Raw genomic sequence first — 24,522 nt, 5'->3', positions numbered from 1 at the left:
GGCCTATTTGAGCAAGTCGTTGAGTGTAAATGCAATCAGCAATGCGGCAGGCACGCTGAGGATGGCACAAGTTGCCAGGCAAAGTACGATGTTGGCAATCAGCTGCCAGCCCTTCCAAGCAAAGCATTTGGCCGCAATCAACAGGCAAGGCAGGGAAAACAGCAGCCATACCAACGCCCACGTCGGATTGGCCTTGGTCGGCGCAACCCAGCCGGACATCCGTGCCAGCATGAATATTGCCCACACCAGCATGGGCAGCACAAATGCCGCCACGACCCACGCCGCGCCTACGCCGGTCTTGCCGTTTATATTCCAATCATATTTACCAAAAACCTTATTCGGCAACATAGTCATACTCCACAACTAAAGGGGCGTGATCCGAGAATTTTTCGTCTTTATAAACATGTGCGGAAACGGCTTTGGCGGCCAACTCCGGCGTCACCATCTGATAATCGATACGCCACCCGACATCTTTCGCATACGCTTGTCCGCGGTTGCTCCACCAAGTATAGCCCGGCACATCGGGATAAAGTGTGCGCCACATATCCGTCCAACCGAGTTTGTGGATGACTTTGCCTATCCATTCGCGTTCTTCAGGCAAGAAGCCCGAATTTTTCTGATTGCCCTTCCAGTTTTTCAAGTCGATGTTTTGGTGGGCAATATTCCAGTCGCCGCAGACAACGATGTCGCGTCCTTCGTTTTTCATGGCTTCGAGCATGGGATAGAACGCGTCCAAAAAGCGGTATTTCACTTGTTGGCGCTCTTCCGCGCTACTGCCGCTGGGCAGATACAGCGAAATTACCGACAACTTGCCGAAATCACAACGGACAAAACGGCCTTCCCTGTCAAATTCTTCAATGCCCATGCCGATTTGCACATTGTCGGGTTTGCGTTTGCTGTACACCGCCACGCCGCTGTAACCGCGTTTTTCGGCGCAATGCCAGTAGCCGTGCATACCGTGCGGATTTTTCATATCGTCTGACAGGTCGGCTTCTTGAGCTTTCAGTTCCTGCACGCAGACAATGTCCGCGCCTGATGCGGCGATGTATTCATAAAAACCTTTTTTATAGGCGGAGCGGATGCCGTTGACGTTGGCAGAGATGATTTTCAACATAAGATTTGAGTGATTTTTAAAAACGGATAATAGGATTGAGGTTTTCAGACGGCCTGCAAGTCATAAACAAATACTTTGGAATTGCGGCCGTTGGCATTGTATTCCTGCCGGCGTTCGACAGGCAGATCATCGGCTGAGGCCGTCTGAAAGCCCCGTTCGACAAACCATTCGCCCGTGTGCGTGGATAAGGCGAAAAGCGTTTTGATATTTAAGGCGCGCGCTTTTTGAAACAGATGTTCCAACAGCAATTCACCGTAGCCGCCATCGCGCGCTTCGGGCGACACCACCAGGCAGGCCAATTCGCCGCAGTCCGGCTCGGAAAAGGTTTTCAACGCCACGCAGCCGTAAATGTTTTGATCGTGTTCCAATACGGAAAAACTGGAAATATGGTTTTCCAAATACTCGCGGCTGCGGTGTAACAAGATGCCTTGTTCCGCCAAAGGACGGATTAAGGCGATGATGTGCGGAATGTCGTCGCTGCGTGCCTGACGGATGGAAACAAACGGCTCACGGGCAATAGATGTACCGCTGCCCTCGCGGGTAAACAGCTCGCGCAGCAGGCTGCCGTCTTTACGGCCGTTGAGAATTTGCACCCGCGATACGCCGTTTTCCAACGCGCCTACCGCCGCATGCAGCAAATCGGCCGGCGCATCGGGATTGTCGTGTATCAGCTCCTGCACTTCGCCGACAGACAAAGTATTGGCCAACGAGCCGTCGGCGTGGCGGATACCGGTTTCTTCGGTCAAGAAAACCAGTTTCTCCGCCTGCAAAGCCATGGCCACTTCCTGAGCGGTTTCACACATACTCAGATTGAAGGTTTTGCCGCTGTACGAATGTCCCAAAGGGCTGATCAGCACCACGGCACCGCCATCCAAACGCAAACGGATTTCTTCCGCGTCGATTTTGCGGACGGTACCGGTATAGCCCATGTCCACGCCGTCAATAACGCCCAACGGACGGGCGGTAATAAAGTTGCCGCACGCGATAACCGGCGGCTTGCTCCGTTGTTGTGCAGATACGCTGCTGAACAAGGCGGCTTCGACATCGCTGCGGATAATTCCCGCCACCTGCTTCACTTCCATCAAAGTCGCTTCATCGGTAATCCGTCGGCTGCCGCTGTATTTCGGAACAAAATTCCGACCCGAAGCCAATTTATCGAGCAAATGCCGCGAACCGTGTACCAAGACCAAACGCAAGCCCAAACTGGCCAACAGATTCAAATCTGCGGCCAAACGAATCAAGGTTTCGCCTTCCAACAGGCTGTCGGTCACGCCGACCACCATGGTTTTGCCGCGCAAATATTGGATATAGGGCGCGGCCTCACGAAAGCTGGCGACAAAATGGGCGATGGCACTCATAGCAGGGCAAGATAAAAGAGTTGCATAATCAAAACCGTCAGCGCAATCAGCGATGCCAACGTCCAGTTGAAACCGTCCTTGCGCGTTTTGACCACCGCCTGCTCTTCCGCCTTAGGCTCTTCCTTAAGCGCGCTATTGAGCAAATCGGAAATTTCTTTGCGCGAGAGTTTGGAATGCTTGAGGATTTGCGCGCCGATGTTATGCACGAGGCGCACATCCGTTACCGCCACAGGCAGATGAGCCGGATCGGCCGGCAGGTTGCCCGACAGATAATCCTTGGCCTTAAACATCCCCGAACAACGCGTGCAGACCACGAAACCCTGCGCTACGTTCAACTGGGCATCTTTCACCCAATGCGGCGTTTTACAATGAGGACAAGAACAAGCAGGCATGAGTATTTTCCGTAAGTGTATTGAATCAAAAATATATTTTAGCCAATGTTTCAGGCCGTCTGAAAAATGTTTCAGACGACCTGAGCATAATGTTATGGTTTAAACCGCGCCGTAACGTTCGCGATAGGCCTTGACCGGCTCGAAGAAGCCGCCAAATTCGGCATTGTTTTGCAAGAGCGTGAACAAGTCGTTTAAGTTGGCAATCGAAACCACCGGCAGGCCGTATTGTTTTTCGACTTCCTGCACCGCCGACAATTCGCCCGTGCCTTTTTCCATACGGTCGAGCGCAATGGCCACTGCAGCAGGCGTTGCACCTTCGGCCTCAATCAGTTTGACTGACTCGCGCACAGATGTACCGGCGGAAATCACATCATCGATAATCAGCACGCGGCCTTTTAAAGGCGCACCCACCAACACACCGCCCTCGCCGTGGTCTTTGGCTTCTTTGCGGTTGTAGGCAAACGGTACGTTTACGCCTTTTTCCGCCAACATCATCGCTGTTGCCGCCGCCAAAATAATGCCTTTATAGGCTGGGCCGAACAGCATATCGAACTTCACGCCGCTGGCAATAATGGCCTCGGCGTAAAACTTCGCCAGCTGCAAAGTCGATGCGCCGTCATTGAACAAACCGGCATTGAAAAAATAAGGCGACTGACGGCCGGCCTTGGTCGTAAATTCGCCGAATTTCAACACGTTTTGTGCCAAAGCGAATTTGAGGAAGTCTTGACGGAAATCGGACATTTGGGTTCTCCCGAAAGATGTTGATTTATCAAAGAAACGATTATAAAGGATTCATGCGGAAAAATCAGGCCGTCTGAAAGCAGGTTCAGCCCCGCTTTAAACCGACTTGCCCTATTCCCTTTCAAACCGACAAGGTGGCATTGCCGTCTTATCCCAGCAACCAAAACAGATTATTCCCGATGATACGGATGATTGTGCAAAATCGAAACGGCGCGATAAAGCTGCTCAGTCAGCAAAACGCGCCCTGCGGTATGGCTTCCAGCAGGCGTTTTTCTTCAGCCGCCATGCCCTGAGCCGCATTTACACCCGCGCCGCGTTTCTCTGGCTTGATTTCTTTCAGCGCATAGAAGTCACTTCCGTTGTATTTCATATAGAGAGAGTAGTATACTTTAGATAGAATTGTTAAGGAGGTTTTGTAAATGGAATTTATTCATGAAGGAAAAGCATTTAGACATTATAATGCAGCTGGAGAAATGGATGCGGAAATCACATACGTTCCTAAAGGAGAAGGAGTGATTGAAGCGAATCATACATTTGTAGATCCAAGCATACGCGGACAAGGAGTAGCACATCAATTAGTGGATCAGTTAGCGGACTTCGCAAGAAAAGAAAACTTGAAAATTTATCCAACGTGTCCGTATGTCGTTGCTTTATTCGAAAAAAGTACTGAATACGACGATTTAAAAATATAAAAAAAGTACTAATTCATATAAATAAATATTTAAATTTACAGCTTTTTCATAAATGAGCTCTATAATTTAACTATACCCAATAAAACACCTAAGGTTTACTTCTCCCAAGTAAAAAAATGAACTCCCAACATTTTTTTAAAGGAAAACTCCTAGATGTCGGTTGCGGTTATGGCCCGATGGGATTGTCTTTTGCAAAGGCAAATTCCCAGATGTCTGTGGAGATGGTTGACGTGAATGAACGTGCTATGGACTTGGCGAAGCGGAATGCCGAAACGAATGGCATTCAGAATGTCACGATTTACGAAAGTAATACGTATGACAATGTCCACGCGAAGGATTATTCCGTGATTATTAGTAATCCACCGATTCGTGCTGGAAAAGAATTTGTGCCAAAGCGAATTTGAGGAAGTCTTGACGGAAATCGGACATTTGGGTTCTCCCGAAAGATGTTGATTTATCAAAGAAACGATTATAAAGGATTCATGCGGAAAAATCAGGCCGTCTGAAAACAGGTTCAATCCCGCTTTTAACCGACTTGCCCTATTCCCTTTCAAACCGACAAGGCGGCATTGCCTTCTTATCCCAGCAATCAAAACGGATTATTCCCGATGATACGGATGGTTGTGCAAAATCGAAACGGCGCGATAAAGCTGCTCGGTCAATAAAACGCGCACCATGCCGTGCGGTAAGGTCAGGCTGGAAAGGCGCATCATCATGTTTGCCTGCTGCTTCAATCGGTCGGTCATGCCGTCTGCGCCGCCGATAATAAAGCAGACGTGTTCGCCGTTTTGCTGCCAGCCTTTCAAATGTTGCGCCAATTCGACCGAAGTCGGCGCTTTGCCGCGCTCGTCCAATACCACCAGAAACGCGCCCTGCGGTATGGCTTCCAACAGGCGTTTTTCTTCAGCCGCCATGCCCTGAGCCGCATTCACACCCGCGCCGCGTTTCTCTGGCTTGATTTCTTTCAGCACATAATTGACATCGCGCCCGAAGCGTTTGGCGTACTCGCCGACGGCTTCATCGACCCAACGCGGCATTTTCGTGCCGACAGCCAAGACGGTGATATTCATGGGATATCCTTTTGTTGTCGAATTGTCGATTGGATATTATGGTCAAGCAAGCCCTTAACCTTTTCAAACCATGAGCCAATGCCCACGCAACCGACTGAAAATAAAAGGCCGTCTGAAAGCCGAATGTATCCCGTTCGGCTGTTTCAGACGGCCTTTCAATGATTAGCAGTGAACCAGTGTACCTTCGTTTTCGCCGGTTACCACACGTTTGAGCGAGCCTTCTTTAGCGATACCGAATACCACGATATTGAGTTTGCGTTCGCGGCAGAGGGCGAAAGCGGTAGCATCCATCACTTTAAGGTTTTTCAACAAGGCTTCGTCAAAAGTAATGGTTTCGTAGCGTGTTGCAGATGGGTCTTTTTTCGGGTCTGCGGTGTACACGCCATCGACGTTGGTGGCTTTGAGCATCACGTCGCAGTTCATTTCCGCGCCGCGCAATGCGGCGGCAGTGTCGGTCGTGAAGAACGGGTTACCGGTACCGGCGGCGAAAATCACAACTTTGCCTTCTTCCAAATATTGAATGGCTTTAGGACGGGCGTAAGTTTCAGCGATTTGCTGCATAGACAGTGCGGATTGAACACGCGCTTTGATGCCCAAAGTTTCAAATGCGTCTTTGAGTGCCAACGCGTTCATGACGGTCGCCATCATGCCCATGTAGTCGGCAGTGGCGCGGTCCATGCTGCCTGCTTGTGCAGATACGCCGCGGAAAATGTTACCGCCGCCGACAACGATACCGACTTGCACGCCCATTCTCACGATTTCGGCAATTTCGCCGACAGTTTGGACGATGGTATCGTGATTGATGCCGAATGGATCAGAGCCCATCAGGGATTCACCGGAGAGTTTCAGTAATACGCGTTTGTATTTGATTTGCTGTGTCATGGGATACCTTGCTTTCTTGAATGTCGTCGGTCGGAGTTCGGGCCGTCTGAATTTTCAAACGGTCGGAATATTAATGATAGGGCGTGTCGTTCTATTATTGTTTTGGTTTTCAGACGGCCTGAATATTCGGTCGTCTTAAAATAGGTACCGTAAACGGTTTTCTCAAAAAAAAGCACCCTGATTCATTTGGAATCTAGGTGCTTTCTTTTTCATAAGTGCCTTACACTTTAGCAGCGGCAGCAACTTCAGCTGCGTAGTCAACAACGGCTTTCTCGATACCGTCGCCTACTTTGTAGCGTACGAAGCTGATCACTTCAGTGCCGTTTTCTTTAGCGAATTGGGCAACAGTTTGGTCAGGGTTCATCACGAACGCTTGGCCGTTCAGAGTGATTTCAGCCAAGAATTTGCGAATACGGCCTTCAACCATTTTAGCGGCGATGTCGGCAGGTTTGCCAGAAGCAATAGCTTGTTCGGTGTAGATGTGGCGTTCTTTTTCAACGGTTTCAGCATCTACTTCGGCTTCGCTTACGCATTGTGGTTTAGCGGCAACGATGTGCATACCGATTTTGCGTGCTACATCTTCAGAGCCTTTGTACTCAACCAATACGCCTTCGGTAGCCAAAGCACCGTGGATGTAGGCAACCAGTTGGTTGGCAGTGTCGATCACTTGGAAGCGGCGAACAGACATGTTCTCGCCCAATTTAGCGATGATGGCTTTACGTTCTGCTTCAACCAGTTCGCTCAGTTCTTCAACAGAAGCCGGTTTTTTCTCGGCAGCAGTTTTAGCAACGAAGTTGGCAAATTCTACGAAGCCGGCGTCTTTAGCAACGAAGTCGGTTTCGCAGTTTACTTCAACCAATGCACCAACATTACCGTTGATTGCATAAGCCAATACGCCTTCGGCAGCAGTACGGCCAGCCAGTTTACCGGCTTTCGCACCAGATTTAATACGCAGGATTTCTTCGGCTTTGTCGAAGTTGCCTTCAGCTTCAACCAAGGCTTTTTTGCATTCCATCATGCCCAGGCCGGTAGCGGCGCGCAGGTCGGCAACCATTTTTGCAGTAATTTCTGCCATTTTGAATCTCCTAGATTTTTGGGAACACGGCTATTGCCGTGTTTGGAAATAGTGGCCGTCTGAAACGGATTTCAGAACGGGATTTGAGAAAAGGGGCATAACGCCCCTCTTCTGTGTACCGAATTACTCGGCAGCGGCTTCTTGGGCAGCGGCTACAGTTTCTTGCAGCGCTTGGTTTTTGCCTTCCAAAACTGCGTCAGCGATGCCGCGGCAGTACAGGCGGATAGCTTTAGCGGAGTCATCGTTACCAGGGATAACGTATTTCACGCCGTCAGGGCTGTTGTTGGTATCGACTACGGCGATAACAGGGATGCCCAGTTTTTCAGCTTCAACCAGAGTACCTTTTTGGTAGCCGGTATCGATAACGAAAATCGCGTCAGGCAGGCCTTTCATGTTTTTGATACCGCCCAAAGAACGTTCCAGTTTTTCAACATCGCGTTGCATTTCCAGAATTTCTTTTTTGTTGAAACCGCCTTCAGCAGCGTTTTCCAGGGCAGCAGTTTTTTCTTCCAGGCGTTTGATGGATTGCTTAACGGTTTTGTAGTTAGTCAGCATACCACCCAACCAGCGGTAATCAACGAAAGGCATACCGGCACGGGTAGCTTCTTCGCGAATGATGTCGCGGGCTTGGCGTTTGGTACCTACGAACAATACTGTACCTTTGTTGGCAACCAGACGACGTACGGCTTCTTGCGCCTCTTGGAACATCGGCAGGGTTTTTTCCAAGTTTACGATATGGATTTTGTTGCGCGCACCGAAAATGTATTGAGCCATTTTCGGGTTCCAGAAACGGGTTTGGTGACCGAAGTGAACACCGGCTTCAATCATCTGACGCATAGTAATTTGAGACATGTTATTTCCTTGAAAGGGTTAAAGAGCACACATTCAATCGCATAGAACTTGATAGGCGGCACCTATTGTCAAGCACCCTTCGGCGAAAGTGGGCATAAGTTTTAAAAAATAAAAGCGTGTTTCCGAAATGGAAAACTTATGGATTATAGCGGATAAGAGGCCGTCTGAAAAGGGATTTTATACCTTTCCGTCCTGTTTTTCATCCGTCTGTACCGCCTTTTGTCGGGCCGCCTCAAACTCCGCCTGCTCCTGCCGTTTCATCAGACAGTTGCGGCGGCGGATGGTTACGACGAAGACCGTAAACACGGTGGGCAACACTGCCCAAAAAACCAAATAAATCAACGCACGCGCAATACTCGGCTGCGCAGCGGAAAACATCACGGCAACAAAAAGATAGCCGATGGCGACAATGTGCCACATTGTGTGCGTCCTGTTTGAATGTTAACAAAATCGTTATAATCACAACATTCTACCGCAATCCCGAAAGGCCGTCTGAAAATGAGGAATCCCGAAAAATCGGCACTACGCAAACAGTTCCGCCGCGCACGCGCCCAAATGAGCGCCGACGAGCGCAACGCCGCCACCGAAACCATCAACCGCCTGCTCAAGCCCCACATCAAAAAAGGACGGAAAATCGGCGTGTATTGGCCGATGGGCAAGGAATTGCGATTGGACGGCTTTGTCCGTGCCGCACAAAAACGCGGCGCAAAACTCTACCTGCCCTATATCGAACCGAACACGCGGCGGATGTGGTTCACCCCCTACCCTGCCGACGGCGCCAAACAAGAACGCAAACGCGGCCGCGCCAAATTGCATGTCCCCCAATTCACCGGCAAAAAAATCCGCGTCCACCAACTCAGCCTGCTGCTGGTCCCCATCGTCGGCATCGACAAACGCGGCTACCGCCTCGGACAAGCCGGCGGCTATTACGACGCCACCCTCTCCGCCACGAAATACCGCCTGCAAACCCAAACCCTGGGCGTAGGCTTCGGCTGCCAACTGACTGACACCCTACCGACCGAACCGCACGACCTGCCGCTGGACGGGTTTGTATCGGAGTTGGGCGTGCTGGTGTTCAAACATCATTAATCAATAGCTTTCAGACGACCTCAGAGATGCTGTCCGCTAAGACACTATAAAAGGTCGTCTGAAAACTCAAACTATCAAATACAAAGGAAACCTCCATGACTGATTTCTCATCCACTCCCGTTTTATCCTTCGACCGCGTCCGTCTCGAACCTTTAACAACGGCACACGAAGCCGGTTTGCGCGAAGCAGTTTGCGACGGCGAAGTTTGGAAGCTGAACGTAACCACCGCGCCCGAACCCCACCAAGTAGCTGACTATATCCGCACCGCCATACAAACCCGCCTCGCCTTTGCCGTCATCGACGAAGACACGGGAAAAATTGTCGGCTCAACTTCGCTTTACCACATCGACCCCGCCATCCCACGCCTCTACATCGGTTTCACATGGTATGCCCTGTCGGCACAGCGCACGCACATCAATACCGCCTGCAAAATCATGTTGCTCGACTACGTTTTCGACACTTTAAACTGCCGTTGCGTCTGCTGGCAGACCGACAACCTCAATACCGCCTCCCAACGCGCCATCGAACGCTTGGGTGCACACCAAGACGGCATCTTGCGCTGCCACAAGCTGCGGAAAGACGGCAGCGTGCGCGATACGGTTGAATACAGCCTGCTGCGTGAGGAATGGCCGCAGGCAAGGGTAAAACTGCTCAAAAAAGCGGCAGCTTATGACGCGTCCTGAAAAAACGTTTTCTTCTTCATTTTTTCATCAGAACACGCCCATCTTGCTGACAATCCGAACTCTTTAAAAAATTAATGAAATAAGGTGCAACACCGTCAATCCCCTGATAAATAAAGGCCGTCTGAAAGTTTCAGACGGCCTTTTTTCTGTTTTATATTTCTCTTTTACATCAATCAGCGGCATTCAAAGCTATCTGCTTTATTTTCATTCCCGCCGGTATAAGTGGCGACTTTCGGATAGGCGCAAATCGGCATTTGTTTATTCGGGAAGGATTTCCCTTGTGCAATCATGCGCCCGGGGGCTTGGTTTTTGCCATGCCAGTTTTCCAAAAGTGTGAGCGGATCTACATCATTGAAGGCTTGGCCGCCGCCGCAGTGGTTCATGCCGGGTATCATAAACAGGCGGCTGAAGTTTTGGGCGCTTGGCGTGTCGGCATTCATTTGGCGGAACCATGCCACCTGGTCTTTGGCGGAAAACACGGGGTCGGACACGCCGGTGAGCACAATCAGTTTGCCACCGCGTGCGCGGAAGGTGCTCAAATCGGTGGACACCGCATCGTTAATTGCGCCGGTTTGGTATGTTTTGGGCGTATCGCGGTCAAAATCAAATTTGCTCACATCAAAGTTCGGCACGGCGGGAGTCATGAAATACCAAGTAAGCGAACCTGCACCGAGCGTTACGCCGCGTGAATCAGGATTGGCGGTTTGCGAGCTGCCGAGCTTCCATTTACGCCAGTCGGGCTGATTCATACCCACATCGTAATACCAGCCGCTGTAAATCGGGTTGCCGCGTGAGTCGCGTGCGCCGTCCATCACGGCTTTGAGGGCGGCGGTTTTGGCAGGGGAGAGGCCGGCGTGTTCGGCTTTGAAATCGCAGCTTTCCCATGCGTTAATCACGCCGTCTTTCAGGCCGTCGCGCGCGTCGCAACGGTTTTTCACCGCTTCGCTCACTTTGTCCAAATCGGCTTGGGTCAGGGCATTAGCTAGGATTTTGTTGCCTTGTGCGTCTTTGGGGGCAATTTTCATAAACTGCTGGTAATCCCACTGTTGGGCGACGGCAGCACGCGACAGGCGGAAGCCGGGATTGGCGGCAATCACACCGTCAAATTCTAAAGGATAGCGTTGTGCGGCCATCATCGCTTCACGTCCGCCGTTGGAGCAGCCCATGAAATAGCTGTGTTTCGGCGCAACGGCATACATCTTTTGAATCAACTGCTTGGCAACGGCGGTTACTTTTCCTGTGGACTGGTAAGCGAAGTCTAAACGCGCCTGCTGGTCTGCGCCGAAGTTGGGCGTGGGCGTAGGATGGCCGCCGTCCATGCTGACCACGGCGTAACCACGCATCAGCGCTGGCGTAGAGGTAGAGGTGCGCACGGGGATACTACCCACGGCGGGTGCAACAAAGCCGTCCACCCCGCCACCGCCTTGAAACAGGAAACCTCCGTTCCAATTTTCAGGTAGCCTGAGTTGGAATTTCGTGCCGTAATGCTTGCCGTCTGCACCGGTGCGCGCGCCAATTTCGCCTTCCACCACGCAATGCGGTTTGGACTGTAAGACATTGGTTGAACCACCGGTGAGGGAAGACATTCTGTCGGCACTGATTTCGCCGTTCGACCATTCGGCTTTAGTGATGACAGTATCGGTGATAGAGATATTTTTCAGGGTAATGCACTGATTTTGTGCATTTTGAGCGGGTGCTGCATGAACAGAGGAAATACCGGCCAAAAATAGCACGACAGCAAATGGGGAAAGTCGGGGTTTCATTGATACAGCTCCAATTTGAAGGTGGGCTTAAGGAATTTAAAAATTCCCGTAACTGAAAAATAAATTGATAAAACTGTCTGGAATGATATTTTTAGACTGCCTTTCAAGGGCGAGTATGGTAATCCATATGTTCGGCATTTTTTACATAAATTTCATAATTCCAGCCGTTATCATAGGGATAAATCAAATGTTTACCGACTAAACCTCTTGAATCTTGTGTATCAAATGTTGCAATTTTACTCCTTTTTACTATTTATCGAGTATTAGTACCGTAGCAACTGTATTTTTTACCCCGTCGGGCAAAAATACAGTTGCTACAGAATACGGCTTTTCCAAGCTTGAAACTGATGGAATCCGTTTAAAAGCAGCATTTGCAGCTCTTCTCCAGAAGATATGACGGTATAGTTATTACTATATTCTTCCGGCAAATGTTGTGCAGTATCTTGTTCTAATAAGATAAATAAGGGTTCAGTATCGCTAAATTGCGGATTAACAATCACCCAATCCGCAGCACGGCACAACTCATAGATGAAACTACACTCCTCATCCGTTAAATATGCATGGCCAATATTTCCTTCAAACTGGCATTCCCTATCATTGAAATCCGTTATTTCCAAATCTGTGGAACAGTTATCAAATTCTAAATAGTTGCCGTCCTTATCACGAAGGCAGCTATCTAGTCCCCTGCTGTTTAAAAATGATTTTGCTCCTTCGCGGTTGCCGTCTACCTGTTCGCCATTTTCAAAGCGGTAGAAATATAGGGAAAAGCCCATTGTTACTCCTTATTTAATCTTCAGGTTGGGTTTTACACATCAATTTTAATGTGTAGGCTGCTTTTGTAGACTTTGAAAACCTACCGCAAGTCAGATTCTTGAATCTGACATCTTGTAGTAACAGATGTGTCGAAACACAAGAATTATCTGACCTGCGGCTGCTCCGCGTTCAGGTAGCTTACTTCGCATCTTTAAACCCGCGCTTCAAATGCACCATCAGCAAAGCCACTGCTGCGGGGGTTACGCCGGAAATGCGGCTGGCTTGGCCGACGGTTTCGGGTTTGTGCTGGTTGAGCTTTTGCTGCACTTCGGCGGACAAACCTTTAACTTTACTGTAATCGATATCCTCGGGCAGCTTTAAGGTTTCGATGTCGCGGCGGCTGTCGATTTCTTCGTTTTGGCGGTCGATATAGCCTTGGTATTTGACTTGGATTTCGACTTGTTCGACCACGCTGTCGGCAAGTGCGGTTTCAGGTTGGGCGTCGGGCAGGGTTATCAGCGCGGCGTAGTCGAGGTTCGGACGGCGCAGGAGGTCGTGCAGGTTGGCTTCGCGGCTGAGTTTTTGGCCGAATACGCGCAGCTGCTCTTCTTCGGCGAGTTTTTGTGGCGTGTACCACGTTGTTTTCAAACGTTGGATTTCGCGTTCGATGGCTTCGCGTTTTTCGTTGAACATGCGCCATTGCTCTTCACCCACCAAGCCGATTTTGTAGCCGTCTTCGGTCAGGCGCATGTCGGCGTTGTCTTCCCTAAGTTGCAAGCGGTATTCGGCGCGGCTGGTGAACATGCGGTAAGGTTCGTTCACGCCTTTGGTGATGAGGTCGTCCACCAATACGCCGAGATAGGCTTGTTCGCGGCGCAACAGGAGCGGATCTTGTTCGCGGATGTATTGCACGGCGTTTGCGCCTGCGAGCAGGCCTTGTGCGGCGGCTTCTTCGTAGCCGGTCGTGCCGTTGATTTGTCCGGCGAAGAAGAGGCCTTGGATGGTTTTGGTTTCGAGGCTGGCTTTGAGGTTGCGCGGATCAAAGTAGTCGTATTCGATGGCGTAGCCGGGGCGCAGGATATGGGCGTTTTCAAGGCCCTTCATACTGCGCACGAGGGCGATTTGGATGTCAAACGGCAGGCTGGTGGAGATACCGTTTGGATAGTATTCATGCGTGGTCAGACCTTCGGGTTCGAGGAAAATCTGGTGGCTGTCTTTGTCGGCGAAGCGGTTGATTTTGTCTTCGATAGATGGACAATAACGCGGACCCACGCCTTCGATTTTGCCGGTAAACATCGGGCTGCGGTCGAAGCCTGAGCGGATGATGTCGTGGGTTTGCGTGTTGGTATGCGTAATCCAGCAGGACACTTGGCGCGGGTGCATATCGGCGCTGCCGCGTACGGACATTACGGGAACGGGTGTGTCGCCGGGCTGTTCGGTCAGTTGGGAGAAGTCAATCGTGCGTCCGTCAATACGCGGCGGCGTGCCGGTTTTCAGACGGCCTTGCGGCAGGTTCAATTCGCGCAAACGGCCGCCCAAGGATTTGGCGGCTGGGTCCCCTGCGCGGCCGCCTTCGTAGTTTTCCAAACCAATATGGATTTTGCCGGACAAAAACGTGCCTGCGGTCAACACGACAGCGCGTGCTTTAAACTCCACGCCCATCGCGGTAACCACGCCGCTGATGCGTTCTCCGTCGAGCGTTACGTCTTCGACGGCTTGTTGGAAAAGATCAAGGTTTTCTTGGTTTTCCAACATTTCGCGGATGGCGGCTTTATATAGGATACGGTCGGCCTGCGCGCGCGTGGCTCGCACCGCCGCGCCTTTGCTGGCGTTCAAGCGGCGGAACTGGATACCTGATTTGTCGGTTGCCAACGCCATCGCGCCGCCCAATGCATCGAGTTCGCGCACGAGGTGGCCTTTGCCGATGCCGCCGATGGAGGGATTGCACGACATTTGGCCGAGGGTTTCGATGTTGTGTGAGAGCAGCAGGGTTTGCGCACCCATGCGTGCGGCGGCAAGTGCGGCTTCGGTACCGGCATGGCCGCCACCGACGACAATCACGTCGTAGGTTTTGGGGTAAATCATGTAAGTCATTTTTATGTGTTCTGTAAAGGTTTCAGACGGCCTTTTGTTGATCAGGCCGTCTGAAAAGTGGAATCAAATCTTAAAAAACCAAGCTTAGAAGGTATAGCCTGTTTCCAATTCGTCATCGCCGACCAATTCGACAAGCAACGCATAGAGCGGTGCCAAATCGTTGTAACGGCGCGATACGCGGCGCAAATAGTTCAAGAAGCGCGGGATTTCCGGGCGGTATTTGTCTTTGCCGTCGCGGTAGTACAGGCGTGCAAAAATACCGGCCACTTTCAAATGGCGTTGTACACCCATCCATTCAAACCAGCGGTAGAACTCGTCAAACTCGGCAGGCACAGGCAGCTGGGCAGCACGTGCTTTTTCCCAGTAACGGATGACCAAGTCCAATACAAATTCTTCTTCCCATTCGATAAACGCATCACGCAGCAGCGACACCAAATCATAGGAAATCGGGCCGTAAAGCGCGTCTTGGAAGTCCAACACACCCGGGCGGCCTTTTGCCAGCATCAGATTGCGGACGATAAAGTCGCGGTGAACGTAAACTTTAGGTTGTGCCAACAGGGGCGGCAGCAAAGTATCGACGGTTTGTTGCCACAACTGGCGTTGTTTGAAGGTCAGCTCGCGGCCCAATTCTTTGGCCACAAACCATTCGGGGAACAAGTTAATCTCGCGCAGCATGACTTCGCGGTCGTATTCCGGCAGTTTGCCGGGTTGGCTGGCTTTTTGCAGTTCGATCAGTTCGTCGATGGCTTCGAGCAACAGGGCTTTGTGGGCGGTTTCGCTGTTTTCCTGATTCATGGCGGTCAGGAATGTGGTATTGCCCAAATCGTTCAACACCATAAAGCCCAACGCTTCATCCACATGAAGCACTTGCGGCACATTGACCATGTTAAACAGTTTTTGCACTTTCAAATAAGGCGCAACACTCATCTTCTCAGGAGGTGCGTCCATACAGATAACGGTCTGGCCGTCTGAAAACGTCGCACGGAAATAACGGCGGAAGTCGGCATCGGCTGCCGCAAAGCTCAATTCAAACGGCTGGTTCGGATAAACAGACTCCAGCCAGTTTTGTAATTCGGTTTGTCGTTGCATAGCGGTATCGCAGAATTTCAGGTTACAATAACCGCTATTCTAACTGGCAAACCGATTTAAGGGGCGATTTTGGCTCGTTTATTTTCACTCAAACCCTTGGTACTCGCCTTAATTATGGGCTTTGGCGCAACAGTCGTGCGCGCGGAAGATGCTTCTGTTCCGCAGGCGGAAGACTATACCCCTGCCCACACCGCCGCATCCAAACCGGTACAAACCAGCCAAAGCGAAGCCGATCCGCTTTCCTTGGGCAGCACTTGCCTGTTTTGCGACCACGAAGATGCCAAGCCGGCCGAAACCGCCGAAATCAAACGCAGCGGCGAGCCTGCCCTGCCTGCCGATTACACCCGCGTCAACGCCGATAAAATAGAAGGTCAGACCCAAGTCGGCGTCCGTGCCGAAGGCGACGTCATTGTCGAGCGCAATGCCGATGTTCTCAATGCCGATTGGGCGCAATACGACCAAGCCACCGATACCGTTACCGCCGGCGACCGCTTTACCCTGTATCAAAACGGTTCGACCGTATCCGGCGATCAATTGGTTTACAACCTCAAAGACCAAACCGGTTCCGGCACCGCTGTGCGCCTCAATACCGAACAAGGCGGCCGCCACCTTCAAAGTGTCAGCGAAAAAGCCGAACTCAAAGGCAAAGGCCTCTACAAACTCATCAATACCAAATTCAACACCTGTTCGCCCGGCGATGCCAGCTGGTATATCCAAGCGCAAAGCATTGAAGCCGATGAATCGACAGGCATCGGCGTGGCCAAACACGCTTCGCTGGTATTCGGTGGCGTCCCTGTCCTCTACACACCTTGGGCGGACTTCCCCATCAACGGCAACCGCAAAAGCGGCCTGCTCGTTCCGACCATTGCCACAGGTTCAGACGGCCTTGAGCTGAGCCTGCCCTACTACTTCAACCTTGCCCCAAATTTGGATGCCACCATCCGCCCGGGCATTATCAGCAAACGCGGCGTGCAGCTTGGCGGACAGGTTCGCTATCTCGAGCCGAAATTTAACGGCGTCATCGACGGCGATTGGATGCCGCACGATAAAAAACGCCACGAAAACAACCGCTATCAAATCAAGTTTGACCACAATCACCAACTGACCGACAAACTCAGCGGCGGCATCAGCTTCAATCAGGTTTCAGACGACAATTACTACCGCGATTTCTACGGACGCGAGGACATCGCCAGCAACGTCAACCTCAACCGCCAACTGTGGCTGAACTACGGCGACAATATCTGGGGCGGCTCTTTTGACGGCGCGCTGAACGTACAGAAATACCAAACCCTTGCCAACCAAGACGGTTACAAAGACGAACCCTACGCCATCATGCCGCGCCTGACCGGACGTTGGCAGAAAACCATGGGCAAGGCGAATATCAATGTATTCAGCCAGTTCACCCGCTTCGTCCACGACAGCAAACAAGACGGCAGCCGTACCGTGCTGTATCCCAGCATCCGTTGGGATTTCAACAACCAATGGGGCTATATCCGTCCGAAAATCGGCGTACACGCGACTTATTACAACTTAGGCTCGTTCGGCAACCAATCCGGCCGCCGCGTCAGCCGCGTATTGCCGATATTCAACGTCGATACCGGCATGACCTTCGAGCGCAACGCCAATTTGTTCGGCAATGCCTATCTGCAAACCCTCGAACCGCGCCTGTTCTACAACTACATCCCGACCAAGTCCCAAAACGACCTGCCCAATTTCGACACCTCGGAAAACAGCTTCTCTTACAACCAGCTTTTCCGTGAGAACTTATACGTCGGCAACGACCGCATCAACTCCGCCAACAGCCTGACCGCCGCCGCGCAAACCCGCTTCCTCGACCCGAACAACGGTGCCGAACTGTTCCGCGCGGGTATCGGACAGAAGTTTTATTTCAAAAACGACAAGGTGTTGTTGGACGGCAGCGTCGGCCGTTATGAACGCAGCCAATCCGACTGGGTCGGCTTTGCGCACGGCAAACTGAGCAACAGCATCCATGCCGGCTTCGATATCCACTACAACCAAAACGAAAGCCGCGCCGAAAGCTACGCCGCGACCATCCGCTACAATCCCGAGCCGGGCAAAGTGTTGAGCGCGCGTTACAAATACGGACGCAACGAACGCATTTACCTGCAATCCGACGGCAACTATTTCTACGATAAAATCCGCCAAATCGATTTGGCGGCGCAATGGCCCATCCGTAAAAACCTGTACGCCGTTGCCCGTTACAACTACGAAATCGAAGCCAAAAAACCGCTGGAAATGCTCATCGGTGCAGAATACAAAAGCAACTGCGGCTGCTGGAGCGCAAGCTTGGTCGGCCAACGCTATGTTACCGGCGAAAACAGCCACAAAAACGCCGTATTCTTCAACCTCCAACTCAAAGACTTGAGCAATATCGGCAACAACCCATTCGAAAAACTCCGCTTAGCCATCCCCGGTTACAGCAAAACCAACGAGGTAGTCAAACAATGAACTTCAAACCCCTGATTCTCGTCGCCGCACTCACTCTCGCAGTAGGCGCACACGCTGCTCCTAAAGCCAAAGCGACCAAAGTGCGTACCAACAAAACTCCAGTCGTCAGCGCCACTACCATGCCTGCCGTACAAAGCGGCGTACATCTTTCAGACGGCATTGCCGCGGTTGTCGACAACGAAGTCATTACCCACCGCCAAGTAGCACAAGCCGTAGCACAAGCGCGTCAAACTATGCCTAAAGGCACACAAATGGACGCCAACGAGCTGCGCCAACAGGTTTTGGCCCAAATGATCAACCAATCCCTGATCCTCCAAGCCGGCAAACGCCGCAACATCCAAGCGACCGATAGCGAAATCGAAGCCGTTATCGCGCACAACCCCAACATCAAAAACCCGTCTGCCGCCGTCCGTCAAGACATCGCCGACAGCATTATTGTTGAAAAAGTGCGCCAACAAGCCATCATGCAAAACAGCCGTGTGAGCGACTCTGAAGTGGCACGCTACATCGAGCAGGCCAAACAACAAGGCGTGACCCTGCCTGAAGCAGACCCTGTGCGCCAATATCATGCCCAACACATCCTTATTAAAGCCGACAACGACAATGCCGCCGTCGGCGCAGAAAGCACCATCCGCAAAATCTACTCACAAGCCCGCAGCGGCGCAGATTTCGGCGGCTTGGCACGCCAATACTCGCAAGACAGCAGCGCCGGCAACGGCGGCGATTTGGGCTGGTTTGCCGACGGCATGATGGTTGCCCCATTTGAAGAAGCCATCCACAAACTCAAACCCGGCCAAATCAGCGCCCCTGTCCGCACCCAATTCGGCTGGCACATCATCAAGCTGAACGACGTCCGCGAAGCAGGTACGCCTGAAGAGCGCCAACAAAACGCCGTCCGCCAATACCTGTCCCAACAAAAAGCGCAACAGGCGACCACCAACCTCCTGCGCGAACTGCACAGCAGCTCCTACGTTGACGTACGCTAATCACGCGTATTGTTAAAAAGGCAAAAATCCGTACAATAAGGCCGTCTGAAATCCATTGTTCAGACGGCCTTTTCTCCTTTTACTTAAACAACCCATTGATTAAAGCACCCCATCATGCCCATCCGTCCCAACTGGCAAGCCGCCACCCTGCTGCAAGCCGAAGAAACCGCCATTACTTCCGCCCACACCGGCCGCACCTACCGCATTCAAGCCGCGGCACTCGGCGAACGTCCGGCAGGCGGCTATCCCGTACTGTATATTCTTGACGGAGATGCCTTTTTCCCCGCCATCCTCAATATGGCGCAATCCCTGCTCATCAATCCCATTACCAAAAGCCATGCCGCCTGTCTGATTGTCGGCATCGGCTACACCGGCGGCACTATCCGCGACTTAAGCCAACGCGCCCTCGACTACACGCCGCCGCTGCCCGACAACGCGCCCGAATCCGAACGCAAACAATACGGCCAAGCCGACCGCTTCAGCCGCTTTATCGATGACGAACTCTCCGCCCTGCTCGACAGCAAATACCGCATCGACACCCAAAACCAAGCCGTCTTCGGCCATTCGTTCGGCGCCTTGTACGGCCTCTATTCCCTGTTCACCCACCCCGAACGATTCCGCCATTATTTGCTGGTGTCACCGTCTATCTGGTGGCAAGACCGCCGCGTACTCGATTGGCTGCCCGACACTTTGCCACAAGGAATCGGCATCCGCCTTGGCGCAGGCGAACATGAAGGCAGAAACAACCGCCCCGACCAAACCAGCAGCGGCATGGTTGCACAAGCCAAAATTCTTGCCGGCACTTTGCACCACCTCGGCGCGGATGTCCGCTTTACCCTCTACCCCAACGCCAATCACGGCAACGCCCCGTTTTACGCCCTGACCGACTGCATCGAATATTTGCGCAACGTATGGCAGCGTTAAAGCAGGTTTGCCAAACATTGAGGCCGTCTGAAATGCAAACTTAGAAGCGTATTGAACCTATTGGATCAATTTAAAACCCTCCAAAATCCAATTATAAAAAGGCCGTCTGAAATCTATTGTTCAGACGGCTTTTGATATACGGTTTGCCAATCAGCCATTATCCCTGCTTTTTCCATTCCAAAGCCAAATCATACAGCGCCTTTTTATTCTCGCCGGTAATCTTTGCGGCAAGCTCGGCGGCTTGTTTGGTCGGCAACTCGGCCGCAAGGATTTTCATGGTATTTTGCGCCGCTTCAGGCAAATCGCTGTGCTTTTCTTTCACGGCAGGGTGCAACACCAGCACCATCTCGCCGCGCGTTTGGTTGCTGTCTTTTTTAAGGGCGGCTTGGATTTCGGCAACCGTGCCGCTGAGGAAGGTTTCAAACGTTTTGGTGATTTCGCGCGCCAATGTCAAACGGCGTTCGGGGAACTGCGCGGCCATATCCGCAAGGCTTGCTTCGATACGGTGCGGCGTTTCAAACATCACAATCGGAAAATCGACTTCCGCCCATTTGGCCAGCAGTTTTTGACGTTCGCCGGACTTAGGCGGCAGGAAACCGTTGAAGTAAAAATCGGATTCCGTCACACCGGCCACGCTCAACGCCCCCATGACCGCGCTTGCACCGACCACAGGCACCACTTTAAATCCGGCTTCGCGCACGCGGGCGGCAAGTTTCGCACCGGGATCGCAAACCGCAGGCGTACCCGCATCCGAAACTTGGGCAACACTCAGGCCGTCTGAAAGATGGGCGATGATTTTATCGGCCATTTGCTGCTCGTTGTGTTCACGCACGCTCACGAGCTTGCCCTGAATGCCGTACGCACTCAAAAGCTGGGCGGTAACACGGGTATCCTCGGCGCAGATAATGTCGGCCTTTTGCAGAACGGCCAGCGCGCGCAGCGTTATGTCGGCTAAATTGCCGATGGGTGTGGCGACAACGTATAATGTCTGTTTTTCGATGCTGTCGACGGCTTTTTGCAGGTGTTTTGTGTACATGGATTCAAGGCCGTCTGAAACGGCGTCTCTTTAAAAACAATGATTATATAACGGGTAAACTTTTCATGCGCTTAAACCACAAACAGGGGGTGGCGGCCGAAGATGCGGCACTGGCGTTCCTACAGGCCAAAGGCTGCTCGCTGCTGGCGCGGAACTGGCATTGCGCCTACGGCGAAATCGATTTAATCGTCAAAAACGGCGGTACGATTGTGTTTGTTGAAGTAAAATACCGCAAAAACCGAGGTTTCGGTGGTGCCGCATACAGCATCTCGCCGTCCAAATTATTGAAATTGCAACGAAGTGTAGAGTATTATCTGCAAAAGCACGGGTTAAACCATGCGCCCTGCCGCCTGGATGCGGTACTGATCGAGGGCGACGGCCAACCCGAATGGATTCAAAATATTACAGGTTAACCTCATGACAACATTACAAGAACGCGTTTCCGCACATTTTGCCGAGAGCATCCGCGCCAAGCAGGAAGCTGAAAAAGTACTAGTCGAGCCGACTGCACAGGCTGCCGAGCTGATGCTGCAATGCCTGATGAACGACGGCAAAATCCTGGCCTGCGGCAACGGCGGTTCGGCTGCCGACGCGCAACACTTCGCCGCCGAAATGACCGGCCGTTTTGAAAAAGAACGCATGGAATTGGCCGCTGTCGCGCTGACGACGGATACTTCCGCCCTGACCGCCATCGGCAACGACTACGGTTTCGACCATGTATTCAGCAAACAAGTGCGCGCGCTCGGACGTGCCGGCGACGTATTGGTCGGCATCTCCACCTCCGGCAATTCCGCCAACGTCATTGAAGCCATCAAAGCGGCACACGAACGCGATATGCACGTCATCGCCATGACCGGCCGCGACGGCGGAAAAATCGCCGCTATGCTCAAAGATACCGACGTTTTGCTCAACGTCCCTTATCCGCGCACTGCCCGCATTCAGGAAAACCATATTTTGCTGATTCACGCCATGTGCGACTGCATCGACTCCGTCCTGCTCGAAGGCATGTAACCCTTTCTTTTCAGACGGCCCATCCCTTAAAGGTCGTCTGAACACCCAACCGTCCATACCCAAGGAAAAGGATATGAAGAATATCAAACGCTACGCCCTCCCCGTTCTGACCGCGACCCTCTTGAGCCTGAGTCTGAGCGGCTGCGTCGGCGCACTGATCGGCGGTGCAGCCGTCGGCACCAAATCCGCCGTCGACCGCCGTACCACCGGCGCGCAAACCGACGACAACGTTATGGCACTGCGCGTCGAAACCACCGCACGCTCCTACCTGCGCCAAAACAACCAAGTCCAAGGCTACAAGCCCAAATTGAACGTTGTCGGCTACAACCGCCACCTGCTCCTGCTCGGCCAAGTGGCCACCGAAGGCGAAAAACAATTTGTTGAACGCATTGCCCGTTCCGAACAAGCCGCAGAAGGCGTGTACAACTACATCACCGTTGCCTCACAAGCGCGTTCGCTCGGCGATGTGACCAACGACACTTGGGGTACATCCAAAGTCCGCGCCACCCTGTTGGGTCTCAGCCCGGCCACCCAAACACGCGTCAAAATCGTGACTTACGGCAACGTGACCTATGTAATGGGCATCCTCACGCCTGACGAACAAGCCCGCGTGACCCAAAAAGTCAGCACGACCGTCGGCGTACAAAAAGTCGTGACCCTCTATCAAAACTACGTTGCCAACTGATTCACAGGCAACCCGGGGCCGTCTGAACATTCAGACGGCCATTCCTCCAACGATTACCCGCCCCATCATGTCCAAGAATAATAAAACCCCTTTCCAACTTAAGCCCAAACACCTAATCCGCGCTTTATTCCTTGTCAGCTTTATCGCCGTCGCAGCCCTTGTTGCCGGCGTATTCAGCACCCTAAACTCCGGTAAAACCGACGTACCCGAAAAAAGCCCTGCCGAACAAACCGACACACGCATTGAAGTTTGGCGCCCCAACGGCACTGTCGAACCTGAAACCGTTCAGCCTGCCAAAGACGGCGACGCAAAAACCGCCTCCGGCAATCCTGTCGTCCCACAGGACGAAAAAGGCGAAAAAGCGGAAGAAGGTGTAAAAACCGACCGCCCCACTACACACCGCAGCAAACGCACAGAAAACAAACGCGCTGAAGCCGACAAATCAGAAAAAACACAATCCGACAACAGCAGCCCTGCCGCTCAAAACACACCTCAAGCAGACAGCCAGCCGGTAGCAAACAAAGCCGCAGACAGCAAACCTGCCGCACAAGCGGTAGAAAACAAACCGGAAAAAGCCAAAGCCCCCGAGTCCAAGCCGACTCCGAAAGCCGAGCCTGAGGCCAAACCACAAGCCAAACCGCGCAATAAAGACAATCTCGACAACCTGTTTTAAACAGACGGCACACCCGTCCCGTTCAGACGGCCTCCATGCCGTCTGAAACAAGAAGGAAACCTCATGGACAAAGTCATCATCAAAACCCCCGAAGAAATCGAAAAAATGCGCGAACTCGGCCGCTTGGTCGCCGAAGCCCTCGATTACATCGGCCAATTCGTCAAACCCGGCGTAACCACCAACGAAATCGACAAACTCGTTTACGACTACCACGTCAACGTTCAAGGCGGTTATCCGGCCCCACTCAACTACGGCAACCCGCCTTACCCGAAATCCTGCTGCACCTCCGTCAACCACGTCATCTGCCACGGCATTCCCGACGACAAGCCGCTGAAAGAAGGCGACATCATCAACATCGACCTGACCATTAAAAAAGACGGTTTCCACGGCGACTCCAGCCGTATGTTTACCGTCGGCAAAGTCTCCCCGATTGCCCAACGCCTGATCGACGTGACCCACGCCTCCATGATGGCGGGTATCGAAGCGGTCAAACCCGGCGCCACCCTCGGCGACGTCGGCTATGCCTGCCAGCAGGTTGCCGAAAATGCCGGCTACTCCGTCGTACAGGAATTCTGCGGACACGGCATCGGCCGCGGTTTCCACGAAGCGCCTCAAGTAGTCCACTACGGCCGCAAAGGCGAGGGTCTCGTCCTCAAACCGGGCATGATTTTTACCATCGAGCCAATGATCAACCAAGGCAAACGCCATCTGCGCATCCTGAACGACGGTTGGACAGTGGTCACTAAAGACCGCTCACTCTCCGCCCAGTGGGAACACGAAGTTTTGGTTACCGAAACCGGCTACGAAATTCTCACCATCAGCCCTGCCAGCGGTAAGCCTTAACCTTGAAAAAACCTTCAGGCCGTCTGAAAACATAGATTCAGACGGCCTGAAATTTATTCGTATTCTCAACCAATAAAACCGAATAAAAACTCGAAATTAAGTTTCTACCCAAATTGAATTGTTTAATTATGTAAAAATTTGCTTACACCATATTTAAGATAAGCGCATAATTTAATGATTTATATGATGAAAATTATCCGAAATAATGAATTAAGAAATATTTACACAAATTATGGCAGACAGCAGAA

The 24,522-nt window shown here is 52.1% G+C and carries 28 protein-coding genes and 1 pseudogene; 12 read left to right on the top strand and 17 right to left on the bottom strand.

Going from position 1 to position 24,522, the window contains the following annotated elements; translation table 11 throughout:
• Nucleotides 1-3 precede the first annotated feature (3 nt).
• From ACTHTS_RS09075 to ACTHTS_RS09050, 6 genes and pseudogenes are all read right to left on the bottom strand, one after another.
• Nucleotides 4-348: a hypothetical protein gene (locus tag ACTHTS_RS09075; RefSeq protein WP_440369831.1), complete on the bottom strand. Its 345-nt coding sequence runs from the start codon at nt 346-348 to the stop codon at nt 4-6.
• Nucleotides 335-1,114, bottom strand: a complete 780-nt coding sequence (locus ACTHTS_RS09070; protein WP_003684015.1) for an exodeoxyribonuclease III — start codon at nt 1,112-1,114, stop codon at nt 335-337. Before ACTHTS_RS09070 ends, ACTHTS_RS09075 begins: the two co-directional genes overlap by 14 nt.
• A gap of 44 nt (nt 1,115-1,158) precedes the next feature.
• Nucleotides 1,159-2,472, bottom strand: a complete 1,314-nt coding sequence (argA, locus tag ACTHTS_RS09065; protein WP_440369830.1) for an amino-acid N-acetyltransferase — start codon at nt 2,470-2,472, stop codon at nt 1,159-1,161.
• Nucleotides 2,469-2,864: an MJ0042-type zinc finger domain-containing protein gene (locus tag ACTHTS_RS09060; RefSeq protein WP_107858209.1), complete on the bottom strand. Its 396-nt coding sequence runs from the start codon at nt 2,862-2,864 to the stop codon at nt 2,469-2,471. Before ACTHTS_RS09060 ends, argA begins: the two co-directional genes overlap by 4 nt.
• A 99-nt stretch (nt 2,865-2,963) precedes the next feature.
• Nucleotides 2,964-3,605 (bottom strand): orotate phosphoribosyltransferase, encoded by a 642-nt coding sequence (gene pyrE, locus ACTHTS_RS09055; protein WP_003682682.1) that lies wholly within the window; start codon nt 3,603-3,605, stop codon nt 2,964-2,966.
• Between the two features lie 170 nt (nt 3,606-3,775).
• Nucleotides 3,776-3,978, bottom strand: a pseudogene (locus ACTHTS_RS09050) (hypothetical protein); the annotation flags it as partial.
• 46 nt (nt 3,979-4,024) lie between these two features.
• Between ACTHTS_RS09050 and ACTHTS_RS09045 the strand changes: the two are divergent.
• Both ACTHTS_RS09045 and ACTHTS_RS09040 read left to right on the top strand, forming a co-directional pair.
• Nucleotides 4,025-4,297 carry a GNAT family N-acetyltransferase gene (locus ACTHTS_RS09045; protein ID WP_440369829.1) on the top strand — a complete coding sequence of 91 codons (273 nt, stop codon included), beginning with the start codon at nt 4,025-4,027 and terminating at the stop codon, nt 4,295-4,297.
• A gap of 116 nt (nt 4,298-4,413) precedes the next feature.
• A complete protein-coding gene (locus ACTHTS_RS09040) occupies nt 4,414-4,701 on the top strand; it encodes a class I SAM-dependent methyltransferase (RefSeq protein WP_440369828.1) in 288 nt (95 codons plus the stop codon).
• A 195-nt stretch (nt 4,702-4,896) separates the two neighbouring features.
• Here ACTHTS_RS09040 and rlmH read toward each other — a convergent pair whose 3' ends face one another.
• The 5 genes from rlmH to ACTHTS_RS09015 form a co-directional block, all read right to left on the bottom strand.
• The gene (gene rlmH / locus ACTHTS_RS09035; RefSeq protein WP_440369827.1) at nt 4,897-5,367 is read right to left on the bottom strand and encodes a 23S rRNA (pseudouridine(1915)-N(3))-methyltransferase RlmH; all 471 of its coding nucleotides are present in this window, start codon (nt 5,365-5,367) and stop codon (nt 4,897-4,899) included.
• 162 nt (nt 5,368-5,529) lie between these two features.
• Nucleotides 5,530-6,249, bottom strand: coding sequence for a UMP kinase (pyrH, locus tag ACTHTS_RS09030; RefSeq protein WP_003708812.1), 720 nt, complete (start codon nt 6,247-6,249; stop codon nt 5,530-5,532).
• Between the two features lie 220 nt (nt 6,250-6,469).
• Nucleotides 6,470-7,324 (bottom strand): translation elongation factor Ts, encoded by an 855-nt coding sequence (gene tsf, locus ACTHTS_RS09025; protein WP_002223203.1) that lies wholly within the window; start codon nt 7,322-7,324, stop codon nt 6,470-6,472.
• Between the two features lie 123 nt (nt 7,325-7,447).
• Complete coding sequence (rpsB, locus tag ACTHTS_RS09020; RefSeq protein ID WP_002230071.1) at nt 7,448-8,176, bottom strand: 30S ribosomal protein S2; 729 nt, start codon at nt 8,174-8,176, stop codon at nt 7,448-7,450.
• 177 nt (nt 8,177-8,353) lie between these two features.
• Entirely contained in the window at nt 8,354-8,596 is a 243-nt protein-coding gene (locus tag ACTHTS_RS09015; protein ID WP_440369826.1) for a hypothetical protein, read from the bottom strand.
• Between the two features lie 78 nt (nt 8,597-8,674).
• Between ACTHTS_RS09015 and ACTHTS_RS09010 the strand changes: the two genes are divergently transcribed.
• Complete coding sequence (locus tag ACTHTS_RS09010; protein WP_293203028.1) at nt 8,675-9,265, top strand: 5-formyltetrahydrofolate cyclo-ligase; 591 nt, start codon at nt 8,675-8,677, stop codon at nt 9,263-9,265.
• Between the two features lie 95 nt (nt 9,266-9,360).
• Nucleotides 9,361-9,948 carry a GNAT family N-acetyltransferase gene (locus ACTHTS_RS09005; protein ID WP_440369825.1) on the top strand — a complete coding sequence of 196 codons (588 nt, stop codon included), beginning with the start codon at nt 9,361-9,363 and terminating at the stop codon, nt 9,946-9,948.
• 173 nt (nt 9,949-10,121) lie between these two features.
• Here the strand turns inward: ACTHTS_RS09005 and ACTHTS_RS09000 are convergent, their stop codons facing one another.
• The 5 genes from ACTHTS_RS09000 to amgK all read right to left on the bottom strand — a co-directional run bounded on the left by ACTHTS_RS09000 (nt 10,122) and on the right by amgK (nt 15,647).
• A complete protein-coding gene (locus tag ACTHTS_RS09000) occupies nt 10,122-11,711 on the bottom strand; it encodes a tannase/feruloyl esterase family alpha/beta hydrolase (protein ID WP_107858206.1) in 1,590 nt (529 codons plus the stop codon).
• A 103-nt stretch (nt 11,712-11,814) separates the two neighbouring features.
• Nucleotides 11,815-11,946 (bottom strand): phenolic acid decarboxylase, encoded by a 132-nt coding sequence (locus ACTHTS_RS08995; RefSeq protein ID WP_079453712.1) that lies wholly within the window; start codon nt 11,944-11,946, stop codon nt 11,815-11,817.
• A gap of 79 nt (nt 11,947-12,025) precedes the next feature.
• Complete coding sequence (locus ACTHTS_RS08990; protein ID WP_107858205.1) at nt 12,026-12,484, bottom strand: hypothetical protein; 459 nt, start codon at nt 12,482-12,484, stop codon at nt 12,026-12,028.
• Nucleotides 12,485-12,662: 178 nt separating this feature from the next.
• A complete protein-coding gene (gene mnmG / locus ACTHTS_RS08985; RefSeq protein WP_440369824.1) occupies nt 12,663-14,558 on the bottom strand; it encodes a tRNA uridine-5-carboxymethylaminomethyl(34) synthesis enzyme MnmG in 1,896 nt (631 codons plus the stop codon).
• 84 nt (nt 14,559-14,642) lie between these two features.
• On the bottom strand, nt 14,643-15,647 hold the full coding sequence (gene amgK, locus ACTHTS_RS08980) for an N-acetylmuramate/N-acetylglucosamine kinase AmgK (RefSeq protein ID WP_004520257.1): 1,005 nt from the start codon (nt 15,645-15,647) through the stop codon (nt 14,643-14,645).
• A gap of 69 nt (nt 15,648-15,716) precedes the next feature.
• On the opposite strand from amgK, the gene ACTHTS_RS08975 reads away from it, so the two are divergent.
• The 3 genes from ACTHTS_RS08975 to ACTHTS_RS08965 all read left to right on the top strand — a co-directional run bounded on the left by ACTHTS_RS08975 (nt 15,717) and on the right by ACTHTS_RS08965 (nt 20,026).
• Complete coding sequence (locus ACTHTS_RS08975; protein ID WP_440369823.1) at nt 15,717-18,116, top strand: LPS-assembly protein LptD; 2,400 nt, start codon at nt 15,717-15,719, stop codon at nt 18,114-18,116.
• Nucleotides 18,113-19,102, top strand: coding sequence for a peptidylprolyl isomerase (locus ACTHTS_RS08970; RefSeq protein WP_440369822.1), 990 nt, complete (start codon nt 18,113-18,115; stop codon nt 19,100-19,102). Before ACTHTS_RS08975 ends, ACTHTS_RS08970 begins: the two co-directional genes overlap by 4 nt.
• Nucleotides 19,103-19,216: 114 nt before the next feature.
• Nucleotides 19,217-20,026 (top strand): alpha/beta hydrolase, encoded by an 810-nt coding sequence (locus tag ACTHTS_RS08965; RefSeq protein WP_440369821.1) that lies wholly within the window; start codon nt 19,217-19,219, stop codon nt 20,024-20,026.
• A gap of 157 nt (nt 20,027-20,183) precedes the next feature.
• Here ACTHTS_RS08965 and rsmI read toward each other — a convergent pair whose 3' ends face one another.
• Nucleotides 20,184-21,062 (bottom strand): 16S rRNA (cytidine(1402)-2'-O)-methyltransferase, encoded by an 879-nt coding sequence (gene rsmI / locus ACTHTS_RS08960; protein ID WP_440369820.1) that lies wholly within the window; start codon nt 21,060-21,062, stop codon nt 20,184-20,186.
• 65 nt (nt 21,063-21,127) lie between these two features.
• Between rsmI and ACTHTS_RS08955 the strand changes: the two genes are divergently transcribed.
• The 5 genes from ACTHTS_RS08955 to map all read left to right on the top strand — a co-directional run bounded on the left by ACTHTS_RS08955 (nt 21,128) and on the right by map (nt 24,274).
• On the top strand, nt 21,128-21,475 hold the full coding sequence (locus tag ACTHTS_RS08955) for a YraN family protein (protein WP_440369819.1): 348 nt from the start codon (nt 21,128-21,130) through the stop codon (nt 21,473-21,475).
• 4 nt (nt 21,476-21,479) lie between these two features.
• Complete coding sequence (locus ACTHTS_RS08950; protein ID WP_003749391.1) at nt 21,480-22,073, top strand: phosphoheptose isomerase; 594 nt, start codon at nt 21,480-21,482, stop codon at nt 22,071-22,073.
• A 73-nt stretch (nt 22,074-22,146) separates the two neighbouring features.
• Nucleotides 22,147-22,758 (top strand): BON domain-containing protein, encoded by a 612-nt coding sequence (locus ACTHTS_RS08945; protein WP_440369818.1) that lies wholly within the window; start codon nt 22,147-22,149, stop codon nt 22,756-22,758.
• Nucleotides 22,759-22,825: 67 nt separating this feature from the next.
• A complete protein-coding gene (locus tag ACTHTS_RS08940) occupies nt 22,826-23,431 on the top strand; it encodes a hypothetical protein (protein WP_440369817.1) in 606 nt (201 codons plus the stop codon).
• Nucleotides 23,432-23,473: 42 nt separating this feature from the next.
• Nucleotides 23,474-24,274 carry a type I methionyl aminopeptidase gene (map, locus tag ACTHTS_RS08935; RefSeq protein WP_440369836.1) on the top strand — a complete coding sequence of 267 codons (801 nt, stop codon included), beginning with the start codon at nt 23,474-23,476 and terminating at the stop codon, nt 24,272-24,274.
• The last annotated feature ends 248 nt before the right edge of the window (nt 24,275-24,522 follow it).

Source organism: Neisseria sp. P0019.S003 (genome assembly GCF_051957115.1).
GTDB lineage: Bacteria > Pseudomonadota > Gammaproteobacteria > Burkholderiales > Neisseriaceae > Neisseria > Neisseria flavescens_D.
The sequence above is the reverse complement of the archived record's forward strand: the minus strand, read 5'-3'. Positions and strand labels throughout refer to the sequence as shown.

Excerpts from the sequence above, each read along its gene's own strand:
- ACTHTS_RS09075 (WP_440369831.1), bottom strand. The coding sequence starts at position 348 with ATGTTGCCGAATAAGGTTTTTGGTAAATATGATTGGAATATAAACGGC.
- ACTHTS_RS09070 (WP_003684015.1), bottom strand. The coding sequence starts at position 1,114 with ATGTTGAAAATCATCTCTGCCAACGTCAACGGCATCCGCTCCGCCTAT.
- argA (WP_440369830.1), bottom strand. The coding sequence starts at position 2,472 with ATGAGTGCCATCGCCCATTTTGTCGCCAGCTTTCGTGAGGCCGCGCCC.
- ACTHTS_RS09060 (WP_107858209.1), bottom strand. The coding sequence starts at position 2,864 with ATGCCTGCTTGTTCTTGTCCTCATTGTAAAACGCCGCATTGGGTGAAA.
- pyrE (WP_003682682.1), bottom strand. The coding sequence starts at position 3,605 with ATGTCCGATTTCCGTCAAGACTTCCTCAAATTCGCTTTGGCACAAAAC.
- ACTHTS_RS09045 (WP_440369829.1), top strand. The coding sequence starts at position 4,025 with ATGGAATTTATTCATGAAGGAAAAGCATTTAGACATTATAATGCAGCT.
- ACTHTS_RS09040 (WP_440369828.1), top strand. The coding sequence starts at position 4,414 with ATGAACTCCCAACATTTTTTTAAAGGAAAACTCCTAGATGTCGGTTGC.
- rlmH (WP_440369827.1), bottom strand. The coding sequence starts at position 5,367 with ATGAATATCACCGTCTTGGCTGTCGGCACGAAAATGCCGCGTTGGGTC.
- pyrH (WP_003708812.1), bottom strand. The coding sequence starts at position 6,249 with ATGACACAGCAAATCAAATACAAACGCGTATTACTGAAACTCTCCGGT.
- tsf (WP_002223203.1), bottom strand. The coding sequence starts at position 7,324 with ATGGCAGAAATTACTGCAAAAATGGTTGCCGACCTGCGCGCCGCTACC.
- rpsB (WP_002230071.1), bottom strand. The coding sequence starts at position 8,176 with ATGTCTCAAATTACTATGCGTCAGATGATTGAAGCCGGTGTTCACTTC.
- ACTHTS_RS09015 (WP_440369826.1), bottom strand. The coding sequence starts at position 8,596 with ATGTGGCACATTGTCGCCATCGGCTATCTTTTTGTTGCCGTGATGTTT.
- ACTHTS_RS09010 (WP_293203028.1), top strand. The coding sequence starts at position 8,675 with ATGAGGAATCCCGAAAAATCGGCACTACGCAAACAGTTCCGCCGCGCA.
- ACTHTS_RS09005 (WP_440369825.1), top strand. The coding sequence starts at position 9,361 with ATGACTGATTTCTCATCCACTCCCGTTTTATCCTTCGACCGCGTCCGT.
- ACTHTS_RS09000 (WP_107858206.1), bottom strand. The coding sequence starts at position 11,711 with ATGAAACCCCGACTTTCCCCATTTGCTGTCGTGCTATTTTTGGCCGGT.
- ACTHTS_RS08990 (WP_107858205.1), bottom strand. The coding sequence starts at position 12,484 with ATGGGCTTTTCCCTATATTTCTACCGCTTTGAAAATGGCGAACAGGTA.
- mnmG (WP_440369824.1), bottom strand. The coding sequence starts at position 14,558 with ATGACTTACATGATTTACCCCAAAACCTACGACGTGATTGTCGTCGGT.
- amgK (WP_004520257.1), bottom strand. The coding sequence starts at position 15,647 with ATGCAACGACAAACCGAATTACAAAACTGGCTGGAGTCTGTTTATCCG.
- ACTHTS_RS08970 (WP_440369822.1), top strand. The coding sequence starts at position 18,113 with ATGAACTTCAAACCCCTGATTCTCGTCGCCGCACTCACTCTCGCAGTA.
- ACTHTS_RS08965 (WP_440369821.1), top strand. The coding sequence starts at position 19,217 with ATGCCCATCCGTCCCAACTGGCAAGCCGCCACCCTGCTGCAAGCCGAA.
- rsmI (WP_440369820.1), bottom strand. The coding sequence starts at position 21,062 with ATGTACACAAAACACCTGCAAAAAGCCGTCGACAGCATCGAAAAACAG.
- ACTHTS_RS08955 (WP_440369819.1), top strand. The coding sequence starts at position 21,128 with ATGCGCTTAAACCACAAACAGGGGGTGGCGGCCGAAGATGCGGCACTG.
- ACTHTS_RS08950 (WP_003749391.1), top strand. The coding sequence starts at position 21,480 with ATGACAACATTACAAGAACGCGTTTCCGCACATTTTGCCGAGAGCATC.
- ACTHTS_RS08945 (WP_440369818.1), top strand. The coding sequence starts at position 22,147 with ATGAAGAATATCAAACGCTACGCCCTCCCCGTTCTGACCGCGACCCTC.
- ACTHTS_RS08940 (WP_440369817.1), top strand. The coding sequence starts at position 22,826 with ATGTCCAAGAATAATAAAACCCCTTTCCAACTTAAGCCCAAACACCTA.